The organism is Aggregatimonas sangjinii, assembly GCF_005943945.1.
Lineage (GTDB): Bacteria > Bacteroidota > Bacteroidia > Flavobacteriales > Flavobacteriaceae > Pelagihabitans > Pelagihabitans sangjinii.
This window is the reverse complement of sequence record NZ_CP040710.1, coordinates 3469418-3490851: the sequence shown is the minus strand read 5'-3', so window position 1 is coordinate 3490851 and position 21434 is coordinate 3469418. Positions and strand designations below refer to the sequence as shown.

Genomic DNA, 21434 nt, shown 5'->3' with positions numbered 1-21434 from the left:
CTTAAAATTAGTAGTTTATCTGACTTCAAACCAAGAGATCAATCCAGAATGACCGAAAAAGGCAACGCATCTGAAATTCCTGTTCAGCAAGATATTTTTCTACCGGAGACCCCAGACATTATAGAAGACTCTAGAATCGTAGCTATAGGAGCCAGCGCTGGTGGCCTTGAAGCATTGAAGGAATTTTTCAACAATGTGCCTCCCGATTGTCTTCACAGTTTTGTAATAATTCAACATTTAAGTCCGGATTACAAATCACTGATGGCCGAGTTGCTGGCCAGAAATACGACATTACCCATTTATGAGATAAAAAACGGTATGCCGGTAGAACATGGTTGTATCTATCTTATCCCACCCAAGAAAAATATGACGTTGATCGGCAATAAACTCATGTTGACCAATAAGCCAAAAGGTAATGATCTCAATCTTCCGATAGACATTTTTTTCAGGTCGCTGGCCCAAGAGTGTAAGGAAAAGGCCATATGTATTATTCTTAGTGGTACAGGGAGTGATGGTACGAGTGGTTCAAGGGCCATAAAAGAAGCGGGGGGTATGATCATGGTGCAGGACCCTGATCAGGCAAAGTTCGATGGCATGCCCTTAAGTGCCATCAATACCGGATTGGTAGACTATACGCTGCCGGTCGAACAACTTCCTGCCGAGCTAATTCATTTTATTGACCATCCGAGAATCAATGGCGCCTCGGTAAGCCAAATTGAAGAAGATGAAGAAACCGTAAATGGTATTCTACGTCAAATTCGCAACGTTACGAAGCTGGATTTTATTCATTATAAAAGGCCTACGCTCGTGCGTCGTATTGCTAGAAGAATCAGTGTAAACAAATTTCATAACCTGAAGGAATACCTTGATTTTATACTCGAAAATTCCAAGGAAGTACACATCTTGGCCCGTGAATTCCTAATCGGGGTGACCAAGTTCTTTCGGGATACGCCTGTATGGGAGAGTATGGCATCGAATGTAATTCCCGATATCGTTAAATCAAAGTCCGCCAATGATGTCTTTAAGGTATGGTGTGTGGGTACCAGTACTGGGGAGGAGGCCTATAGTATGGCCATTCTGATTTTGGAAGAATTAGAACGCCAAGGTAAGGAATTGGAGGTAAAAGTCTTCGCTACTGATTTGGCCAGTAGTCATCTGGAAATCGGTAGTAGGGGCATTTATTCGGAAAGTATCATCGCCAACGTTTCCAAAGACCGACTAAGCAAATACTTTACGCGCAAGGGCGATGAATATCAGGTCATAGATGCCCTTAGGAGAACTGTCATTTTTAGTCAGCACAATGTGTTGCGGGACCCTCCTTTTAATAAGATGGATATTGCGGTTTGTCGTAACCTGCTCATCTACATGCAACCGATAGCCCAGAAAAAGATTATCGGGCTTTTGCACTATTCCTTGAATTTGAACGGGATATTGCTGTTGGGCAGTAGCGAAACCTTGGGAGATTACAAAAGTGTGTTGCAGGAGGTAGACCGAAAGCTTAAGATATTTCAAAACATAAAGCCCGCCAAATCATTGGGAATGGAACCTTTGAACTATCCGGATATCCAAAAACTGTCGCCCACAGGTTCTTTTGTCAAAAGTGCCGCAAAGGTTGAAAGTAAGCTGGCCGAAGTAATGAACGAGGTCGTCGCCGAAGAATTAGGCCTTGCCGGTGTTTATATAGACGAAAACTTGAACATCTTACATGCTGTTGGTGCCTTTAAAAAGTTTATCGAGCTTCCTGAAAAGGGTTTCAGTATCAATTTGCTTAAAATGCTTCCGGATAACGTCTCGGTCACTTTGGGTGCTGCCGTACGAAAGGCCTTGAGGACCAAAAAAAGAGTACTTTATAAAGCTTTGAAAATCCGGAAAGAGGAGGAGACGATCGTATTGGATCTTTTGGTCGACCCTTTTGAAATAAATAGTATCGCATCGGGTACCGGATGCCTGCTACTTTTTATGCCAAAAGAGGAGATCGAGGGTACCGCAAATGTCGTACAGGAACTTTCGGGCTTAAAAGGCGCCCGAATCGCCGAACTGGAGGAAGAACTGAAAGAATCGGCCCAAAATCTTCAATTGGTGGTGCAGGAAGTCGAGACAAGCAATGAGGAATTGCAGACGACCAATGAAGAACTTTTGGCTGCCAACGAAGAGCTGCAAAGTACAAATGAGGAGCTACAAAGTGTCAACGAGGAACTACATACCGTAAATGCTGAACTACAGCAAAAAATCGAGGATTTGGCGGCCTTGAACGCCGATATGGATAATCTTCTGAAAAGTACGGATATTGGGACTATTTTCCTGGACAAGGAAATGCGCATTCGAAAGTTCACGCCGGCCATTAGAGAACATTTTAATCTTAGGGACGGTGATATCAACAGACAAATCGAACACTTTACCAGCAATTTTGGAGATGATGAGGGTATGTTCGAAAATGCCAAAAGAGTATTGGAAGATGGTCAGATATTTCAAAAAGAGGTACAATCCAAGAACAAGAATTGGTTCTTGGAGCGAATAACACCTTATTTCGACAATAATGACAAAATCGATGGGGCCGTTGTAAGTTTCGTGAATATTAACGAGTTAAAGGAGTCGGAGCGGCAAATCAGGAAAAGCGAGCAGGAATTTAAAGCGCTCTACAATAATGCTCCGGATATGTTCGCGAGTTTCAACCTAGACGGCTACATCATTAATTGTAATATGCGCTTGGTAAATAATTTGGGATATGATGATATTTCGGACGTCATGGGACTTCATCTTTCAGATTTATACGTTAAAGAAGAATCAAAAACCGCCAAAAAACGTCTAAAAGCCTATAAGGCTGCAGGAAAGATGGTCAACCAAGAAAGAAGCCTGCGACGTAAAGATGGTTCTTTGATCGAGGTGAGCGTCAATGCTGAGATACTATATGATAAGAACGGTGAAGAGTCGTATTCTATCTGCTCGCTCAGGGATATTACCGAACTAAAGGAAGCGCAAAAACAACTTGTCGATAGGAATAAAGCATTTGAACAGCTGTTGGAAGGAACGATGGCCGGACATTGGGACTGGTTGATTCAAGAAGGTACCGAATATCTAAGCCCAAGTTTTAAGGAAATGTTCGGGTATAAGGATGAGGAGATGGAAAATACTCCCGAAGCATGGCAAAAAATCATTCATCCCGATGATTTGCCCGGTGTTTTTGAGATGTTCGAAAAACACACCGCTTCAAAAGGGGAGGTGCCGTTCGATAATCAGGTGCGTTATTATCACAAAGACGGAAGTATTGTATGGGTATACTGTAGGGGAAAAGTCATTGAGTGGGATGACAAAGGTAATGCAGTACGAATGGTGGGCAGTCATGTGGACATCACCCCACTCAAAAATATTGAAGAGGAACTCTATCGTAGCAATAGGGAATTGGAGCAATTCGCCTACGTGGCGAGCCACGACCTGCAAGAACCACTGAATACGATTACCGACTTTGTCGGGCTATTTGAGGAGCAGTACAAAGACAAGCTAGATTCGGAGGCCGACCAATATCTGGAGTTCATAACGCAGGCCGCAAATAGAATGAGCAGCCTCGTCAAGAGTGTTCTAGGATATTCCCGTATCGGAAAGAGTAAAGAGATAACCACAATTAACTGTAACACGATGGTACAGGAGGTACTCGACGATCTAAGTAAAAGGATCAAGGATACCGGTACAAAATTGGAGGTAGGTGATCTCCCGGTCGTCAAAGGTTATCGCATGGAGCTGAATTCCCTATTTCTAAACCTTATCGCAAATGCCGTCAAGTTCAGAAAGGAGGGCCGTACGCCGAAGGTCACCATTACCGCTAAGGAGGAAGAACAATTTTTTATGTTTTCAATCAGCGACAATGGCATCGGTATCGAGGAAAAAAACCAAGACCGCATATTCAATATTTTCCAACGTCTTAATAATATGGACAGCTATGAGGGCACAGGTATAGGGCTTGCACAATGCAAAAAAATCGCCGAGTTGCATGGCGGCAATATATGGGTAGATTCCGTCCCGGATAAGGGAAGTACGTTTAATTTTAAAATTAAAAATTTCGATAGATGAAAAACAGATTACGGTCGATTATGCTACTCGACGATAATCCAGCAACGAACTTTATACACAAGAAGTTTATCAAAATGGCGGCTTGTGCCGAAAAAACGGTAGATTTTCAGAGTGGCAACAACGCACTGAAGTATCTACAAACTAATTCGGATTTCCTTCCGGATATCATTTTTGTCGATATCAACATGCCCATAATGAGCGCTTGGGAGTTTTTAGAAGAGTATGGAGAACTTGTTGATAATGTGGAGAAGAAGCCCGTTGTAATTCTTTTAAGTACATCATTAAGCCCAGCAGACAAGAAAAAAGCTGAGGATATTGAAATTATCGATGATATTAGATTAAAGCCGTTAGCAGTGGATGTGATTCACGATGTAGTTGATAAGTTCTTTCCTTCATTGCCATAGAAACAAGAAATCCCGAATAATCTTACCACAAAATAGCAGTATTTGACCACATAAATTCGCTTTTTCACAACAATTACCAAATATGATAGTACTATTTTGTCATAATTTGTAGGAAAATAACTCACATGATACCAAGCCCAAAAACCGTTAGAAACACTAGTCTACTTCAACAACTTCCCACTTCTATTGCTCTGCTGGATACCGATTTCAGATTGATAGATGCTTCCAGGCACTGGATGGAAAAGTTTGGGCTGCAAAGTAGTGATATTAAAGGAAAGACCATTTTTGAGATATTCCCTAGGTTATCGAATGATTGGAAAACAAGATTGGAATATGCGATGGATGGCCTCAAGGACATCCAAATAATGGACAGGGTAAAGACATCAAAACAGATTAGCGAGAATTTTATTTGGAATCTAAATCCGTGGAAGGATGGGTACGGCAATGAAATCGGCGTCGTAATTACCGTAAAAGAAGTTCCCAAGACCAAAGAATTACAGCTCGAACTAAAACGAACTAAAAACCTTCTCGATCAAAAAGGTAAAATAGCGCGTATTGGTAGCTGGGATTATAGTGTGATAACCGATGAGCTTTTTTTAGCGCCAGCAGTACGGGAAATCTTCAATGTCAATAACAATTCGAAGATTACCTTAGACATGGCTACCGGTTTCTATAGACAAGGTGAATCAAGACGATGCATACAGGAGGCGATTCAAAATGCGATTCATAATGGTTTGCCATGGAACGAGAATCTCGAGTTGTTGCAGAGGGATGGAAAACGGATTTGGGTGAATACGATCGGTCGTCCAAAATTCAAGGATGGTAAGTGCACGCGAATCATCGGAACTGTTCAGGATATTACGGAAAAAATGAATAGTGACACCACAAAAGTGGTTCAGACAATAGGAAGCAATTTTGAGGATTTTTTTGATTTCTCACCTGTTGGTATGGTCATTACGGATTACAAGTCAGGAAAAATTCTCAATTGTAATGAGGCCCTTAGTTCGATAACGGGATATACCAAGGAACAAATGACCGGAAAATTCTTTCCGAGATTCGTAAACCTGAGTGCTGCAGGGGGTAAATCTAAGATTGCCAAGTGCCTCAATGAAAAAGGAAGCTTTAAAATCGATAGGGTCGTTTTGGGTACCGAATCCGGCGAAAACATTATTATTAGTATCAAGAGCAAATTGCTGACCAATAGTTTGAATGAGACTCAGGTATTATCAGTAGTTCAAGATGTGTCTCCGGTAAACCACCAAATCAAAAACCTAAAAACCCGTATATCGGAATTCGAGATAAGCCAAGAAAAACTAGTCAATTTTGCCCACATGGTTTCCCACAATCTCAAAGGGCACGCTACCAATTTTTCATTACTTCTCGGATTTTTAAAACAGGAAACCAATGAACGGGAACGAAATAAGGTCGTTTCGGTGCTCTGCGAAGGAGCCGAACACCTCACCGATACGATAAAGGGGCTTAGGGAAATCGTATCGATTCGAAATAATGAAAGGTGTAAAAAAGAAGCAATAACTTTAAACGATGCCATATACAAGACGGAACAACGATTGGCAGGGCTCGTCAAAAGGCAGTCCGTTAAAATAGTAAATGAAATACCCGATTCCTTAAAAGTGAAGGCGGTTCCTGTTTATCTTGATAGTATTTTGGGTAATTGTATGTCAAATGCCATTCGCTATCGCAAAAAATTCAAAGCACCGGTGCTTGTTTTAAGCGCTACTGTTCAGGGAAAATATACCGTGCTATCAATCGAGGATAATGGCATCGGAATAGACATGGCCAAAGATGAGGAGAAATTATTCGCACTTTACAAGACCCTTAATAACGAAGGGGATTCCCAGGGTATGGGACTCTATCTTACCAAATACCAAATGGATCTTATGAAAGGAAAAATTGAGGTAGAAAGCGCTATAGGGGAAGGGGCAACATTCAAATTTTATTTTCCCAATAATTGATATTATCTGCTTATCAGTGGTTAGTTAGTAAAGCTCCGTGTGTTTTTTACCACGGAGCTTTTACTTGACTGGAGGCTATCTTACCTTCAAGAGGTGTATGGCCCTACGAAATTTTAGTTCAAGTGATTTGCGCAGGTTTCGATTTTTGCTTTATATTTGCAGCCCAATATTTATTGGATTGTGCTGGCGTGGTGGCCCCGAAGTCGCGGGAGGTAACCACGAAAACATATAGAAATGCAGGCGTGGTGGAATTGGTAGACACGCTAGACTTAGGATCTAGTGCCGCAAGGTGTGAGAGTTCGAGTCTCTCCGCCTGTACTGAGTGAAGGCCTTTCGGAAACGAAGGGCTTTTTTGTTGCGATAGATTAGGTAAAGAAAAAAGTAGGAGAGACGAGAAGCCTGCCTGTCGGCAGACAGGTTTAGCCGCCCTTTTTTGGAGGGAGTCTTTCTGCAAATATGTAGCCTTTATTGATTATAGGGAAAAGGGCTACCTTACTGAAGTAAACCTTCTACATATTATAGATAAACGACTATAAGAAGACCTCATCACATAGCTGAGTCCGATCATCGTGGGAGAATTAGGGATTTTTATTTCAATTTTTTCGGAGGATATCAAAGTTTATATTCTTGATTCCTTTTTTTACGACATCGAATATCTTAGGGAAAGTGCAGCAACTATAATTCTTGCCATTTTGGAGAAAAATAGGTCGCTCGACCGCCTAATTTGATTTTTTGTATTTCCGTTCCAGTGTGGTGACAGGTCGCCCCCTCTCTTCTAAAATGCATCAAGAAATTTTGGGAAAATCGCTGTAATGTGCATCGTTTTCAATGGCCACTTCAATTACCTTTTTCATCGCGTTATAAACAGTTTCAATATCCTCTTCCGACATATTTTCCACCCTTTTCTCCGGATGTATTTTAGCTTGATATAAGATTTCGTCTGCCATCCAATTTCCCACTCCGGCAGCAACACTCTGGTCCATGATAATTTTTTTAACGTGCGTTTTACGATTGCTGAACGATTGTTTAAAGGTTTCCAAGGACAAGTCCCTCGCATCATCGCTCAAATCGTGTTCCAGTTTATAATCTTCAATGGAATCAGTAAGGTCCCACCATCCAAATTTACGTTTGTTCTCGAATGCGAAATGAAAACCGCTATCGAAGGCGATTACGATATGGCCGAACTTTGGTCTGTCTTCTTCATCTTTATAATATTTGGGGCGGCCTGTCATCCCAAAATGTAGGACGAGAATTTTGGCTCCTGACGTTTTCACGAACAAATATTTCCCGATTCGTTGAGTTCCGGTAAGCTTTTGTTGTAGGAGATGTTGTTCGAATTCTTCCTTTGATTTCTTCAATAACCTGGTATCGCGACAATCCAATGCCGTAATAGTTTGATGTAGCGCGGTACTGTCTATATATACTTTATAACCGTGAACTTCTGGCAATTCTGGCATACCTTTTTATTTTTAAAGGTAGAGAAATAGGTTGCTTTAGAATTTTTTTTTACATAGTTATAACACTCTATTCAAAAGCTAGCCTTTGAAGAACTTCTGAAATTGAGGGGATTGGTAGTAATCGGTAATCTAATTGGCGGCGCCTTTATCACTGTCCTTATTTGTGGGAAAGGAAAGGATTGGGAGTGATTGCGAAAGAAAGTATCTCGGAAATCGCCCAACAGGTAATACATCGTTCTCCCTCGATTATTTTCGGAAGCGTGGTACTGGCGGGTTGGCTTATGGCTTTACTATCTTGGTTGGTCGTTTCCTCGAATGAAACCAGCAGTCGTATTTTTGGCATCTGTATGATTGCGACAACGATCGGTTTTGCAGGCCTACATCATAGCACTGTCGGCAATATTGAAGTGCTGGCCGGACTCATTTTCATCAATGACATATCAGAAAGTACTTATACCATTTTTCACTCGACCGCCCTTTTTGGAAACGCCTTTGGCGGAGTGATATTTGTGGCTCCCTTAAAATATAGGTCATGCGCCGCCAACCTATAAATGACCGGTTAGTTGAGACAGCTTTTCCCAGGTGACGATATTTTATGCAGGGGTGTATTTCGAAAATCGAATATGGGTAGGCACAGACCGTTTGAAGCCGATTCAAGCAGCGCGGGTTCTTTATAAGGCCAGCGTACTAAAAGATACCATAATGTAAAGCACAATTAGTACCACTGCGACGGATATGATGATGTCCCAGATGGTGTAGCTGTTTTTATTGGTCGCTTTTTGTTCCTGCGACACGGTGCCAAAAGTTAAACCTGCCAATTGCTGTTTCGTAGGCGCTGGGTAAAACATGCTGACAACCACGGCAATGGCAATACACAGCGCAAAGAAATAGGCCCCGAATACCAACCAATTGATATCGGCCAGATTGAACAGGAAACTACCTTCCGAAAAATTCGATTTTAAGATTTCCAGAGTCAATTTTGAGAATCCGATAATGAACCCGCCTACCAATGTCGCGATAGCACCGTTGGCGTTGATACGTTTGTAAAAGATTCCCAACAGAAAAACAGCGGCGATAGGCGGTGAAATGTAAGCCTGTACGTTTTGTAGATATTCGTAGAGTCCGTCCGATAGTCTCGAAATAATCGGAATCCACAATAAGCCCAATCCTACCACGAAAAAAGTAGCAATACGGCCGGTTTTTACCAATTCGGCTTCCGGTTTTTCAGGCTTCAATTTTTTGTAAATATCCAGAGTGAAAAGTGTAGAACAGGAATTGAAGACCGAAGCCAGTGAGCTCATCAAAGCAGCCAGCAGTCCGGCAGCGACCAGGCCTCGTAAGCCCGAAGGCATTAAATTACTCATCAGCACAGGGAAGGCTTCATCGGGGCTATCCCAATGCAACTTACCCTGTAGCTTTAATCCTAAAGCGATAATTCCGGGCACTAGAAATAGAAACACGGGCATCAGTTTTAAAAGCGCTCCGAAGATACTTCCCCTGCGCCCTTCCTTGATGTTTTTGGCGGTCAATACGCGCTGTACGATAACTTGATCGGTACACCAGTACCAGATACCTACTACGGTGCTGGTAATGAACAAGGGCAACCACGGATAATCCGGGTCCGAATTGGGACGCCACATATTAAAGTAATCGGGACCGATTGTCTCTTTGAGTTCACCCCAGCCCCCGACGGCCTCCAAGCCTAAAAACGTAAGAATACCGGCGCCTAAAACGAGGATAATCGCCTGTATGGTCTCGGTGTAGACCACGGCCCGCATTCCACCTAGTACAGTATAGATTCCCGTGAGGACCACGGTAGCCACAGCGCCTATCCAAAATGGGATGCCCAACAAGGCAGAAACGACCACGCCACCCGCGTAGATCGTGACCGATACCTTGGTCAAAATATAAGCGACCAAGGAAACTATCGAGAGTATCCATCGGGAACGGGCATCGAAGCGTTTTTCCAAAAATTCGGGCATCGTAAATACACCGCTACGGGCATAAAAGGGCAAAAAGACCCAACCGAGCATTAAAACGATCCACGCGTGCAACTCATAAATCAACAGGGGCATTTTATCGCCAGCACCATTCCCGGCAAGACCGACTACGTGCTCCGAGCCGATATTCGATGCGAAAATCGAGGCACCCACCATAAACCAACCGATGTTGCGGCCTGCTAGAAAATAGTCTTCGGTATTTTCCTGTTTTTTACGGATAACCCACCAGGCAACACCAAGGAGTAGAAAAAAATAGGCAACGATTACTATCCAATCGATTGTATCGAGTCCTTTCATAAGTAGGTTGGTCTAGTTGGTTAGTTGGTAACTTTTAGATTTGAAAGATATCTTTATCCAGTTGTAAGCGTTTCCCGTACTTCCTTCAACAGTTTCAATCAAACGTAATCCAAGCTAAAATAAATCAAAAAATCGAAACAGAATCATGAAGAAAGAGTTTATCGAAAATTCGTTGATGGCGTCCTGTGCGGAACAGCTTGCCGCATCCCGATAGACTTCGGGATGTCCCCGCTGCTCAGGAGATGAAAAGGTCGAACATAATTCACGGAGTACAGGTCAAAAGAAAGTCCTTCCCAAAGGAAAGGACTTCTATTCATTTCATGAACAATAAGGTGGATGGTAGTAAGATTTTTTTGGGGAACTTAATCGGGGGTTAAATAATACCGAAGAGCGAAAGAAAAACGGCAACTACAACAGAAAGCAAAATGCCAACGAGGATAACGACCATTACTCTTAAAAACCCATTCAACATCTTTTCGCCAAAAGTGATTTCTTGTTCCATAATTATTTAATTTTCTGAAAATTAATAAATTTTTAGGTTTGATATCGTTTTTTAATCCATTATTTCGACCAATGGCGTCAATTTTAGTATTTGGGGCCGTTATAATACCAGATTAATCGTTAAAGCGTATGGTAGCCATTACGTTAGCAGGGTCAGCGGCTAAGTTTCTTTTCCAAATCTTCCAATGAGACTCCTTTGGTCTCGGGCATCATAAAAAGTACAAATAGCAATTGCAGTACCATCATCCCCGCAAAGAAGATAAAGATAGGCCAAGGGTTGTCCTTGAATATGCCTTCATCGGCATCAAGGAACACGGGGGTTATCAATGTTATTATGGCAGCAAAGACCCAATGTGTTCCCGTTCCCCAAGACTGTCCGTAGGCACGTACCTTATTGGGGAAAATCTCCGAAATAAAGACCCATATGACTGCGCCTTGTCCTATGGCATGCGAAGCGATAAAGACGAGCACAAAGGTCAGCAACACCATTGAGCTGGCCCCTGAGTAAAAACACCAACCCACCGTGGCAAGACTTATGATATAGCCTAATGAACCTATTTTCATCAGCTGTTTTCTGCCCCATTTATCGAGAAGGCGGATGCCTACGAAGGTGAATATCAGGTTTACGATTCCAATGGAAATTGAACTGAACAACGACTCTTGGGCAGCTAGGCCAGCTCTTTCCAAAATCTCCGGAGCGTAGTACAGGACAAAGTTGATGCCTGAAAGTTGATTGAAAAAGGCGAGTAAAAACGCCAATAACAAGGGAGTCTTATATTTTCCGGAGAACAGTTTTTCCTTTACGATGCTCACCGGGTTCAAGTTCTTGATTTCTTGGAGCTTTTCTTTCGCTTCATCGGGAGATGTTAGCATCGCAAGTGTCTTTAATGCGCCCGCATCATCTTTTTTGGTTATGGCCAACCATCTCGGACTGTTGGGAATACTTAAAACCATTAAGGTATAGATGATGGCGGGAATGGCCTCGACCCCTAGCATCCAACGCCAGTCATTTTCGCCTCCAACACCTTGAAGCAAATAATTGGAAATAAAGGCGATAAGGATTCCCAAAACCAACATGAACTGATATAACCCACCCAATTTTCCTCGATTCTCTTTGGTCGAAATCTCCGATATGTAGATGGGTGCGGCTACAGATGAGGCACCAACACCGAGACCGCCGATAAACCTGAAAAAGGAAAATAGATAGGGGTCTGCTGCGAGGGCTGAGCCTAGCGCCGAGGCGGCATAGAGGACACCGATCCAAAACAGGGTTTTCTTACGCCCTAACTTATCGCAAGGTATACCGCCCAGCAAAGAGCCGATTACGGTTCCCCAAAGGGCCATGGACATGATAAAAACCCCATGAAAAAGTGGTGAGGTATCCCATAATTCCCTAATGGGCAAGTTGGCCCCGCTAATGACCACGGTATCGAATCCGAAAAGGAAACCGGATAGCGCAGCGGTCATTGAAATGCGAAAAAGTTTAGAATTCATTTGGTCGATTAATTAGTTGGCCTAAAGCTAACCAAAAAAACCAACCTACCATCGCCATTATGCCTGCTTTGGTTTTAAAGTGTCTATACTTTTCCGCTTAGTTTTCTTTTGGCGTCTTTGTAAGAGCGAATCTTGTTGTTCGCGAAGTTTTTGGAATTCGACGTCTTCAAGTTCATGAAGCGGTTCGCTTTCAGGTTGTTTCCCTTTCTTTTCGGTAGTAAAGAAATTGCACGCACCTAATGAGGCCGCAAAAAGAAGGATCAGTAACCGGGATAAACGCATAACCTGACTTTAAAGGAGTCTAGATTAATGTACGGATGTATTGCATAATTTGGACGCTTGCCCCCTTGTTTTTGGTAATATATGTGGCATTGATCTCGCCGGTTTTTTTCCTAAGTTCGGGATTGTCGAGCAATCGTTTCATCAATTCTCCAAAACTCCATTTGTCGCCAATGGGTAAAATACCCTTTAGTGCCACCAATGCTTCTGCCTCCTGAAAACCATGATAGTTCGGACCAATGATAACGGGTACACCAAAAACCGCAGGCTCTAAGGTATTGTGCAGTCCGGTGGCGAACCCACCACCCACATAGGCAAAATCGGCGTAGCTGTATACTTTTGTCAATAACCCGATATGGTCGATGATCAGTACATCGTAGTCCGCCAAATCTTGGTTAGCGCGTTTGGAATACAATGCGGTCTTTTTGGTCAACGCACCGGCCAACCCTAAAATCTTGTCAATTTTAATAGTATGCGGGGCCAAAACGAATTTCAGGTTCTTAGGCGAGTGGTTGATGTAATCGATTAAAATGGCTTCATCTTCCGGCCAAGTGCTTCCTGCTACAAAGCAGCTGCGGTCTTGCTTGAAGTCTTCCATGAAATCTAGATGGTTGTCCCTCTCCAGAATTTCGGAAACCCTATCCAAACGGGTGTCACCACAAACGGTAACCTCAGTAATTCCTACAGATTTCAATAAGGAGGCAGAGATGTCGTTCTGTACAAAGTAGTGCGAAAATGAGGAAAGTGCCTTCCGCATAAAACCTCCATATCCCTTAAAATAAATCTGTTTTTCGTTAAAAATCGCTGAAATCAGGATGGCCGGTATCTTTCTGCCCCGTAATGCCCGTAGATAATTGGGCCAAATCTCATATTTCACAAAAATCGCCAGGGAGGGTGCTACGACATCCAGAAATTCGGTGACGTTTTTTCGGCTATCCATGGGTAGGTATACCACTGTGTCGGCAACTGAGGTGTCTTTCTTTATTTCATAACCGGAAGGTGAAAAAAAGGTAATAAGAATTTTGTGGTTTGCATAGGCTTCCTTCAATTTCTCTATGACGGGAAGTCCCTGCTCAAATTCTCCTAAAGAGGCCACATGCATCCAGATGACATTATCTCCTTTCGAAAAGGCCTGCTTTAAAACGCCCATGGCATTCTTTCTACCTGTAACGAAGAGTTTTATTTTAGGATGAAAAAGCGCCACTACTTTCAAGTGGAACCAAGAAATCTGTACGATCAGATTATAAATGAAGTGCACGCCCGGTATATTTTGCCGCTAAATTACAGTTCTTTCAAGAAATGATTGTCTGCGGTTTCGTATTTTTGGGTGGAATTATAAATGCAACATCAATGAGGAAAATCCAGATGGTCGATCTTGGAGGTCAGTACAGGGGCATTCAAGAGCAAGTAAATGCCGCTATAACTAGTGTTATGGAAACTTCGGCCTTTATAAACGGTCCGGAAGTACATGCTTTTCAGAAAGAACTTGAGGCGTACTTAGGAGTAAAGCACGTGATACCATGTGGCAATGGAACCGACGCGTTACAAATCGCCATGATGGGACTTGGTCTTGAACCGGGTGACGAGGTCATCACCGCCGACTTTACCTTCGCGGCAACCGTTGAGGTGATTGCCCTCTTGCAACTTACCCCGGTACTAGTAGATGTCGACCCGGAGACGTTTAATATCGATGTGGCCGCCATCGAGAGGTCCATAACCCCGAAGACCAAGGCAATTGTTCCCGTACATCTGTTCGGTCAATGCGCCCCTATGGATGCGATTTTAGCCTTGGCCGAAAAGCATGACCTCTATGTTATCGAGGACAATGCCCAAGCCATTGGTGCGAATCATACGTTTAGCGACGGTCGCAAACAAAAGGCGGGTACCATAGGCCATGTGGGCTCTACTTCTTTTTTCCCATCCAAAAATTTAGGCGCCTACGGCGATGGTGGTGCCATCTTCACAAACGATGACGACCTTGCCCATACCTTAAGGGGAATCGTGAACCATGGGATGTATGAACGGTATCACCACGATGTCATTGGTGTAAATTCAAGGTTAGATTCTATTCAAGCCGCCGTTTTGCGGGCCAAATTGCCAAAATTAGACAATTATTGCAATCGACGCAGAGCCGCTGCCAGAAAATATTCTCGGGCCTTTTCAGGACAACCCAATATCACAGTGCCGAAGACCGTAAATGGCTGTGAGGGCATTTGCAGTACATGCGACTGTCACGTCTTTCATCAATATACGTTAAAGATAACCAATGGAAAACGGGACGGGTTGGTCGCACACTTGAGCGAAAACGGAATACCTTGCGGGGTTTACTATCCCATACCCTTGCATCGTCAAAAAGCGTACGCTGACGCGCGTTATGACGAGAATGATTTTCCGGTGACCAATCAGTTGATAAAGGAAGTCATCTCTTTGCCCATGCATACAGAACTTGATGACGAACAGATTGCTTTTATTACGAAAACCGTCATTGATTTTGTAATTGAATGATGTTATCGCAACTGAAATTTTTCTGCCCAATAGTTTAAAATAGATTACATGAAAATTCTCGTAACAGGAGGTTTAGGCTTTATCGGATCACACACCGTCGTAGAATTACAGAATGAAGGTTTTGAGGTAGTCATCATCGATGATTGCTCGAATTCCGATGTCAAAGTACTTGATGGGATTTCCGCAATAACGGGCGTGCGACCGCAATTTGAAAGATTCGATTTAAAGGAAAAGTCAAAAGTGGAGGATTTTTTTTCGAGGCATAGTAATGTAGCGGGCGTAATTCATTTCGCGGCATCAAAGGCTGTCGGGGAAAGTGTTGAAAAACCCTTGTTGTACTATGAGAACAATATCGGTACTTTGGTCTACCTGCTCAAGGAGCTAAGCCAAAAGAATACCGCAAGCTTTATTTTTAGTTCTTCCTGTACGGTGTATGGCCAGGCGGATCAAATGCCCATTACGGAAGACGCTCCGGTAAAGCCGGCAGAATCACCCTATGGCAATACAAAGCAGATGGGAGAGGAAATCATCTTCGATACCTGCAAGGTAACTTCAGGCCTTCAGGCCATCGCATTACGATACTTTAACCCAATGGGTGCCCATCCTAGTGTAGAGATTGGGGAATTGCCCGTTGGCGTGCCGCAGAACCTTGTTCCTTTTATCACACAAACAGGAATCGGAATGCGCGATGAACTTTCGGTTTTTGGAGACGATTACCCCACCGAAGACGGTACCTGTATTAGGGATTATATCTATGTTGTCGATTTGGCAAGGGCACATGTATTGGCCTTGAAACGCCTGCTCGAAGGTAAGAATGCCCAAAACTTCGAAGTTTTTAATGTTGGTACCGGTAAGGGCAGCTCGGTTTTAGAAGCGATTCAAAGTTTTGAACGTGTTTCGGGTAAGAAATTAAACTACAAAGTAGTGGATAGGCGTCCAGGTGATGTCATCGAAGCCTATGCTGATACCACTAAGGCAAATACGGTCTTGGGCTGGAAAGCGGAATATACCTTGGATCAAGCCATGAAATCGGCTTGGGATTGGGAGCAAAAAATCAGGGATTAGGGAAATCCACTTTATTTAAGAATACCACAACAAGGGGAAAATATTGTGTATATTTCCCCTTAGCTATTCTAAATTCCGCCAAAAATGAAAAAACTACTTGCATTGGCCGTCCTCTTCGGGGCAGTATCAGTAAACGCTCAGGACATATATCTTCAATGTGGAAGCATCGTTGATACCGAAACCGGTAAAATATCAAAGGAAAAAACCATTGTGGTTTCCGGGAAAACCATAAAAAGTATTCAGGACGGATTCGTTGGTGGTTCAGAGGAAGACACGATCATCGACCTGAAAAACAAGACCGTACTGCCGGGCTTTATCGATATGCATGTTCATATTGAAGGGGAGTCGAGCCCCACGAGATACTTAGACCGCTTTACCAAAAACCCGGCCGATGTTGCCTTTCAATCGACCGTTTACGCCGAGCGTACGCTCATGGCCGGTTTTACTACCGTTCGTGATTTAGGCGGTTCAGGGGTGAATATCGCATTGCGCAACGCCATTGAAAAGGGTATCGTTAAAGGCCCCCGAATTTTTACGGCGGGCAAGACTATAGCCTCTACAGGAGGTCATGGCGACCCTACGAATGGCATGCGGGAGGATCTTCGTGGCGACCCGGGCCCAAAGGAGGGAGTCGTTAATTCTCCCGAAGATGCGAAAAAAGCTGTGCGCCAGCGTTATAAAGATGGATCTGACGTCATCAAGATTACGGCTACGGGTGGAGTGATGAGCGTTGCCAAAAACGGACAAAATCCGCAGTTTACCATCGAAGAGATTAAAGCGATTACCGCCACGGCTGGGGACTACGGTATGCTTACCGCAGCGCATGCCCATGGTGATGAAGGCATGCGCCGTGCCGTTTTGGGAGGTATAAAAACAATAGAGCATGGTACTTTGATGAGCGAGGAGACGATGGATCTAATGGTCGAAAATAACACGTATTTGGTGCCAACTATTTCAGCGGGAAAGGCTGCTGCGAAAATGGCCGATATACCAGGTTTTCTACCTCCGGTGGTAGCAAAAAAAGCTCGAGAGATTGGCCCGGTGAGCCAGATTACCTTTGGAAAAGCTTATAATAAAGGTGTGCCGATAGCCTTTGGTACCGATGCCGGAGTTTCTCCCCACGGTGAAAACGGGAAGGAATTCGGATTTATGCATGAGGCCGGGATGCCGATTATGAAAACGATTCAAGCGGCGACCGTGACCAATGCGGGCCTTTTGGATATGGCTAACGAATTGGGTCAATTGAAGGTAGGCTTTCTTGCTGATATCGTTGCGGTCGCAGAAGACCCAACAAAAAATGTGGCGACACTTGAGAATGTGGTCTTTGTGATGAAAGAAGGGATTATTTATAAAGAGTAAATGAATATTGTCATTAACGCTGGCCAGAAAACAATGTAGGCGGGGTCACGTACATACTATATGAAGGGAAATTTACAGAATAGTGAAGCACTTTTGGCAAAAGCCGAAGAACAAAAGCTATATGGTAAATTGGTCGCTCAACTGAAGAAGGATTTCGGCTTGGCGAATATCCATATCGATTTTCCAATTGACGTTCCGAGGAGTGAATTACCCAAGATCCTACACGAAAAATTGTATGTGCTTCTTATGGAGAAATTTTCGGATTATCTGAATCTAATCTACGTGATAGACATACCCGAAAAGGCTTTTAAGGAAATTCAGGTCACCGATTCGGTCGAGGTAGCCGGACAGGTTTCGTTCTTGATTCTTAAAAGAGAATTGCAAAAGGTTACTTTAAGACAAAAGTATGATGTCTGATGCGAGATGGTCCAAGGTGGTTTATGGGCACGAGACCGTTCCTTTGCAAAACGAATTACCTTGATCTTTCATGCCTCGTAAGTAAACTCTTTTTGATAATTCGGACATTGACGTCTTAAAAATAGAACCGCACAAAAGGTGCCCAAGGGTTGAGGTAAATACTTCGCTCATCATCGTACAGGACATCGTAGCGAATACCTACAGTTGCGAACTGAGTGCGGTAACCGATACCCAAAAACAGGGCCGGTACCCAGGCGCTACTGCTGAAACCACCCAAAGAACGGTTTACACGAAGTTGTTCGAATTCTCCTGAAATCTGAAGAAAATGGATAGGGTGGTAAAGCGCGGCAAGACTTCCTCCATACGCGGTCAGTTTGCTGTCGTTCACTTTAGAGTAGATACCATTTAGTCCTACGCCCGCGGCGAAACTATTGCTTACTTGATAATAGGCGGTGGGCGAAATCGCACCATTAAAACCGGCGTTATTGAAGCCGATACCAATACCGCCGCCAAAACGTACCCTGCTCCAAAAAGGGCTTTTAAGTGTTGTGTTTTGTGCAAGGGCGGCACCCGAACACATCATGCAAAGCATACAGAAAACTATTGCCCGTTGCGATAATCGACTAACGTTCATGGTCGTGTTTTATAATGACCAGATGGTAAACTCGTCCCAGCTTGGTTGCCTCGTACCCAAAAGAGGCGAAAAAAAGCCCGATACAGCTTCGATAATAATATGGTTCAATATACATTTAGAAATTCGAATTATTGTATTTTTGATAAATTTTTATCGGTTACCTAGAGAGACCTTTTATGGATAAATATTCCTTTTTGAACGCGGCGCATACTTCTTTTTTCGCGGAGACCTACGACAAGTACTTGACCAACCCCGATGCTGTAGAACCAAGCTGGAGAGCTTTTTTTCAGGGATTCGATTTCGGTACTGAAAGTGCTATGGATGGATTGGAGGCGGTCGAGGCGAACGGAATCCTAGAATTGCCGAGCGGCTCGGTGGCAGGCATTCCCGAGTCATTGCGAAAAGAGTTTCAGGTCATCCGCCTGATTGACGGGTACCGATCCCGGGGTCATTTGTTTACAAAAACCAACCCGGTACGGGAACGTCGCAAATATGAACCTACCTTGGATATCGAGAACTTCGGACTCGAAAAAAGCGATATGTCTACCGTTTTCGAGGCCGGGGAAATTCTAGGTATCGGAGCGAGCACCTTGGAGAAGATCATCAGCCATTTGCAGCGTATCTATTGCGACGCTACCGGTGTCGAATACATGTACATCAGAAAACCAGAGCGGGTACAATGGATTCAGGATTGGTTGAATGCCAACGATAACCATCCAAGACTTGATGCGAACAAGAAAAAACATATTCTCAAAAAATTGAACCAGGCGGTTTCTTTCGAGACTTTTCTGCATACTAAATATGTCGGGCAAAAACGGTTTTCCTTGGAAGGAAATGAATCGTTGATTCCGGCACTCGATGCCATAGTCGAACGCGCTGCCGAAATGGGAGTGGAGCAGTTTGTTATGGGAATGGCACATCGGGGGCGATTAAATGTATTGACCAACATTTTCGGGAAGGCCGCCAAGGATATTTTTAGCGAGTTCGACGGCAAGGACTACGAGCAGGAGATTTTTGACGGCGACGTAAAGTATCATTTAGGCTGGACCAGCGATCGCAAATCCCAAAGCGGCGCAAAAATCAAAATGAACATCGCTCCCAACCCATCGCATTTGGAAACAGTTGGAGCGGTGGTCGAAGGTATAAGTCGTGCCAAACAGGATGCACATTTTCCGGACGATTTTTCCAAAGTATTACCCATCGTAGTGCATGGTGACGCTGCCATTGCCGGTCAGGGTCTGGTCTATGAAGTGGTGCAGATGGCGAATCTCGATGGCTATAAGACAAACGGTACCATACACATTGTCGTAAACAATCAAATCGGATTTACGACCAACTATTTGGATGCAAGATCCTCTACCTACTGTACCGACGTTGGGAAGGTCACTCTAAGCCCTGTCATGCATGTAAATTCAGATGATCCCGAGGCCGTGGTTCATGCGGCGCTTTTCGCCCTAGAATACCGAATGCGTTTTAATAGGGATGTTTTTATCGATTTATTGGGTTATCGTAAGTACGGGCATAACGAAGGTGATGAACCGCGATTCACGCAGCCCAATCTATATAAGGCAATAGCCAAGCATAAAAACCCAAGGGATATCTATGCCGAACGTTTAATGGCCGAAGGTATTATCGATAGCGGTTTTGTAAAAAAATTGGAAGCGGAGTACAAAGATTCTTTGGAGACCGAATTGGAAGATTCCCGAAAAGAAGACAAAACCATTATAACTCCCTTTATGGCAGATGAGTGGAAGGGATTTGAAAATGTGCGGGAATGGGAAATGATGGATGCTGTAGATACTACCTATGACAAAAAAAAATTGACGCATATCGCCAAAGTGATTACGGAATTACCCGACGGCAAAAAGTTTTTACGAAAGGTCGAAAAGCTGGTGAAAGATCGTAAAAAGATGTACTTCGAAACCGATAAGCTCGATTGGGCCATGGGCGAATTGCTGGCTTACGGGAGTCTATTGGAAGAAGGTTTCGGGGTACGTATGTCCGGTCAGGACGTAGAACGCGGTACGTTCTCGCATCGGCATGCCGTAATGAAGGTCGAAGAGAGCGAGGAAGAGGTGCTTTTGCTCAACCATATCAACGACAAACAAGGCAATTTTCAAATATACAATTCGCTGCTATCGGAATACGGCGTTGTTGGTTTCGATTATGGGTATGCCATGGCGAGTCCGAATACGCTAACGATATGGGAAGCGCAATTCGGTGATTTCAGCAATGGTGCCCAGATCATGATCGATCAGTATATCTCCGCCGCTGAGGATAAATGGAAATTACAGAACGGATTGGTAATGTTGTTGCCACACGGATACGAGGGTCAAGGTGCAGAACACTCCTCGGCACGTATGGAACGTTACCTGCAATTGTGTGCAAGGGATAATATGTATATTGCCGATGTGACCACTCCGGCACAAATGTTTCATATCCTAAGGCGCCAACTAAAGGCCAATTTTCGAAAGCCTTTGATCATCTTTACGCCTAAAAGCCTGTTGAGGCATCCGTTGGCAGTCTCAAGTGCCGACGAATTGGCAACAGGAAGTTTTCAGGAGGTGATCGATGATGCATCCGCCACCGCGAAAAAGGTAAAAAGCTTGGTGTTTTGTACCGGTAAGTTTTACTATGACCTATTGGCGGCAAAAGAGGAGCACGAGCGGGACGATGTGGCATTGGTACGGATAGAGCAATTGTTCCCCTTGCCGTCGGACCAAATGAAGGCGATTATTAAAAAATACAAGAATGCTGATGATTTGGTATGGGCGCAGGAAGAACCAAGAAACATGGGTGCGTGGAGCCATCTGCAAATGCATTTTGACGATGTCCGAAATTTTAGGGTGGCATCAAGACGTTTTTATGCATCACCGGCAGCGGGCAGTGCCGTACGTTCCAAAAGAAGGCATCAACAGGTCATCGATTATGTTTTCGATAAGACCAAGGACAATATGAATCGAAACAACTAACGTACTTAAGAA

General features: G+C 43.7%; 15 protein-coding genes and 1 tRNA gene. 10 read left to right on the top strand and 6 right to left on the bottom strand.

Annotation, left to right across the window (positions count from 1 at the left end):
* The first annotated feature begins 48 nt into the window (after positions 1 to 48).
* The 4 genes from FGM00_RS14645 to FGM00_RS14630 all read left to right on the top strand — a co-directional run bounded on the left by FGM00_RS14645 (position 49) and on the right by FGM00_RS14630 (position 6760).
* On the top strand, positions 49 to 4065 hold the full coding sequence (locus FGM00_RS14645) for a chemotaxis protein CheB (RefSeq protein ID WP_138853626.1): 4017 nt from the start codon (positions 49 to 51) through the stop codon (positions 4063 to 4065).
* On the top strand, positions 4062 to 4469 hold the full coding sequence (locus FGM00_RS14640) for a response regulator (protein ID WP_138853625.1): 408 nt from the start codon (positions 4062 to 4064) through the stop codon (positions 4467 to 4469). Before FGM00_RS14645 ends, FGM00_RS14640 begins: the two co-directional genes overlap by 4 nt.
* Before the next feature lie 125 nt (positions 4470 to 4594).
* The gene (locus FGM00_RS14635) at positions 4595 to 6442 is read left to right on the top strand and encodes a PAS domain-containing sensor histidine kinase (RefSeq protein ID WP_138853624.1); all 1848 of its coding nucleotides are present in this window, start codon (positions 4595 to 4597) and stop codon (positions 6440 to 6442) included.
* Between the two features lie 236 nt (positions 6443 to 6678).
* A tRNA-Leu gene (locus tag FGM00_RS14630) sits at positions 6679 to 6760 on the top strand.
* Positions 6761 to 7227: 467 nt separating this feature from the next.
* Here the strand turns inward: FGM00_RS14630 and FGM00_RS14625 are convergent.
* Positions 7228 to 7899: a DNA-formamidopyrimidine glycosylase family protein gene (locus FGM00_RS14625; RefSeq protein WP_236262793.1), complete on the bottom strand. Its 672-nt coding sequence runs from the start codon at positions 7897 to 7899 to the stop codon at positions 7228 to 7230.
* A gap of 185 nt (positions 7900 to 8084) precedes the next feature.
* On the opposite strand from FGM00_RS14625, the gene FGM00_RS14620 reads away from it, so the two are divergent.
* A complete protein-coding gene (locus FGM00_RS14620) occupies positions 8085 to 8450 on the top strand; it encodes a formate/nitrite transporter family protein (RefSeq protein ID WP_175416234.1) in 366 nt (121 codons plus the stop codon).
* A 120-nt stretch (positions 8451 to 8570) separates the two neighbouring features.
* On the opposite strand, the gene FGM00_RS14615 is transcribed toward FGM00_RS14620, so the two are convergent.
* The 4 genes from FGM00_RS14615 to FGM00_RS14605 all read right to left on the bottom strand — a co-directional run bounded on the left by FGM00_RS14615 (position 8571) and on the right by FGM00_RS14605 (position 13728).
* On the bottom strand, positions 8571 to 10196 hold the full coding sequence (locus FGM00_RS14615) for a sodium:solute symporter (protein ID WP_138853622.1): 1626 nt from the start codon (positions 10194 to 10196) through the stop codon (positions 8571 to 8573).
* Positions 10197 to 10569: 373 nt separating this feature from the next.
* Entirely contained in the window at positions 10570 to 10698 is a 129-nt protein-coding gene (locus tag FGM00_RS20055) for a hypothetical protein (protein WP_262711069.1), read from the bottom strand.
* A 152-nt stretch (positions 10699 to 10850) separates the two neighbouring features.
* A complete protein-coding gene (locus tag FGM00_RS14610; protein ID WP_138853621.1) occupies positions 10851 to 12191 on the bottom strand; it encodes a sugar porter family MFS transporter in 1341 nt (446 codons plus the stop codon).
* A 301-nt stretch (positions 12192 to 12492) separates the two neighbouring features.
* Positions 12493 to 13728 (bottom strand): 3-deoxy-D-manno-octulosonic acid transferase, encoded by a 1236-nt coding sequence (locus FGM00_RS14605; RefSeq protein WP_138853620.1) that lies wholly within the window; start codon positions 13726 to 13728, stop codon positions 12493 to 12495.
* A gap of 92 nt (positions 13729 to 13820) precedes the next feature.
* Between FGM00_RS14605 and FGM00_RS14600 the strand changes: the two genes are divergently transcribed.
* The 4 genes from FGM00_RS14600 (at position 13821) to FGM00_RS14585 (ending at position 17816) form a co-directional block, all read left to right on the top strand.
* The gene (locus tag FGM00_RS14600; RefSeq protein WP_138853619.1) at positions 13821 to 14975 is read left to right on the top strand and encodes a DegT/DnrJ/EryC1/StrS family aminotransferase; all 1155 of its coding nucleotides are present in this window, start codon (positions 13821 to 13823) and stop codon (positions 14973 to 14975) included.
* A 48-nt stretch (positions 14976 to 15023) separates the two neighbouring features.
* Positions 15024 to 16040: a UDP-glucose 4-epimerase GalE gene (gene galE, locus FGM00_RS14595; protein WP_138853618.1), complete on the top strand. Its 1017-nt coding sequence runs from the start codon at positions 15024 to 15026 to the stop codon at positions 16038 to 16040.
* Positions 16041 to 16124: 84 nt separating this feature from the next.
* The gene (locus FGM00_RS14590; protein WP_138853617.1) at positions 16125 to 17399 is read left to right on the top strand and encodes a metal-dependent hydrolase family protein; all 1275 of its coding nucleotides are present in this window, start codon (positions 16125 to 16127) and stop codon (positions 17397 to 17399) included.
* Between the two features lie 60 nt (positions 17400 to 17459).
* On the top strand, positions 17460 to 17816 hold the full coding sequence (locus FGM00_RS14585; protein WP_138853616.1) for a hypothetical protein: 357 nt from the start codon (positions 17460 to 17462) through the stop codon (positions 17814 to 17816).
* Between the two features lie 115 nt (positions 17817 to 17931).
* On the opposite strand, the gene FGM00_RS14580 is transcribed toward FGM00_RS14585, so the two are convergent.
* A complete protein-coding gene (locus tag FGM00_RS14580; RefSeq protein ID WP_138853615.1) occupies positions 17932 to 18450 on the bottom strand; it encodes an alpha-ketoglutarate decarboxylase in 519 nt (172 codons plus the stop codon).
* Between the two features lie 176 nt (positions 18451 to 18626).
* On the opposite strand from FGM00_RS14580, the gene FGM00_RS14575 reads away from it, so the two are divergent.
* Positions 18627 to 21422, top strand: coding sequence for a 2-oxoglutarate dehydrogenase E1 component (locus FGM00_RS14575; RefSeq protein ID WP_138853614.1), 2796 nt, complete (start codon positions 18627 to 18629; stop codon positions 21420 to 21422).
* Positions 21423 to 21434 lie beyond the last annotated feature (12 nt).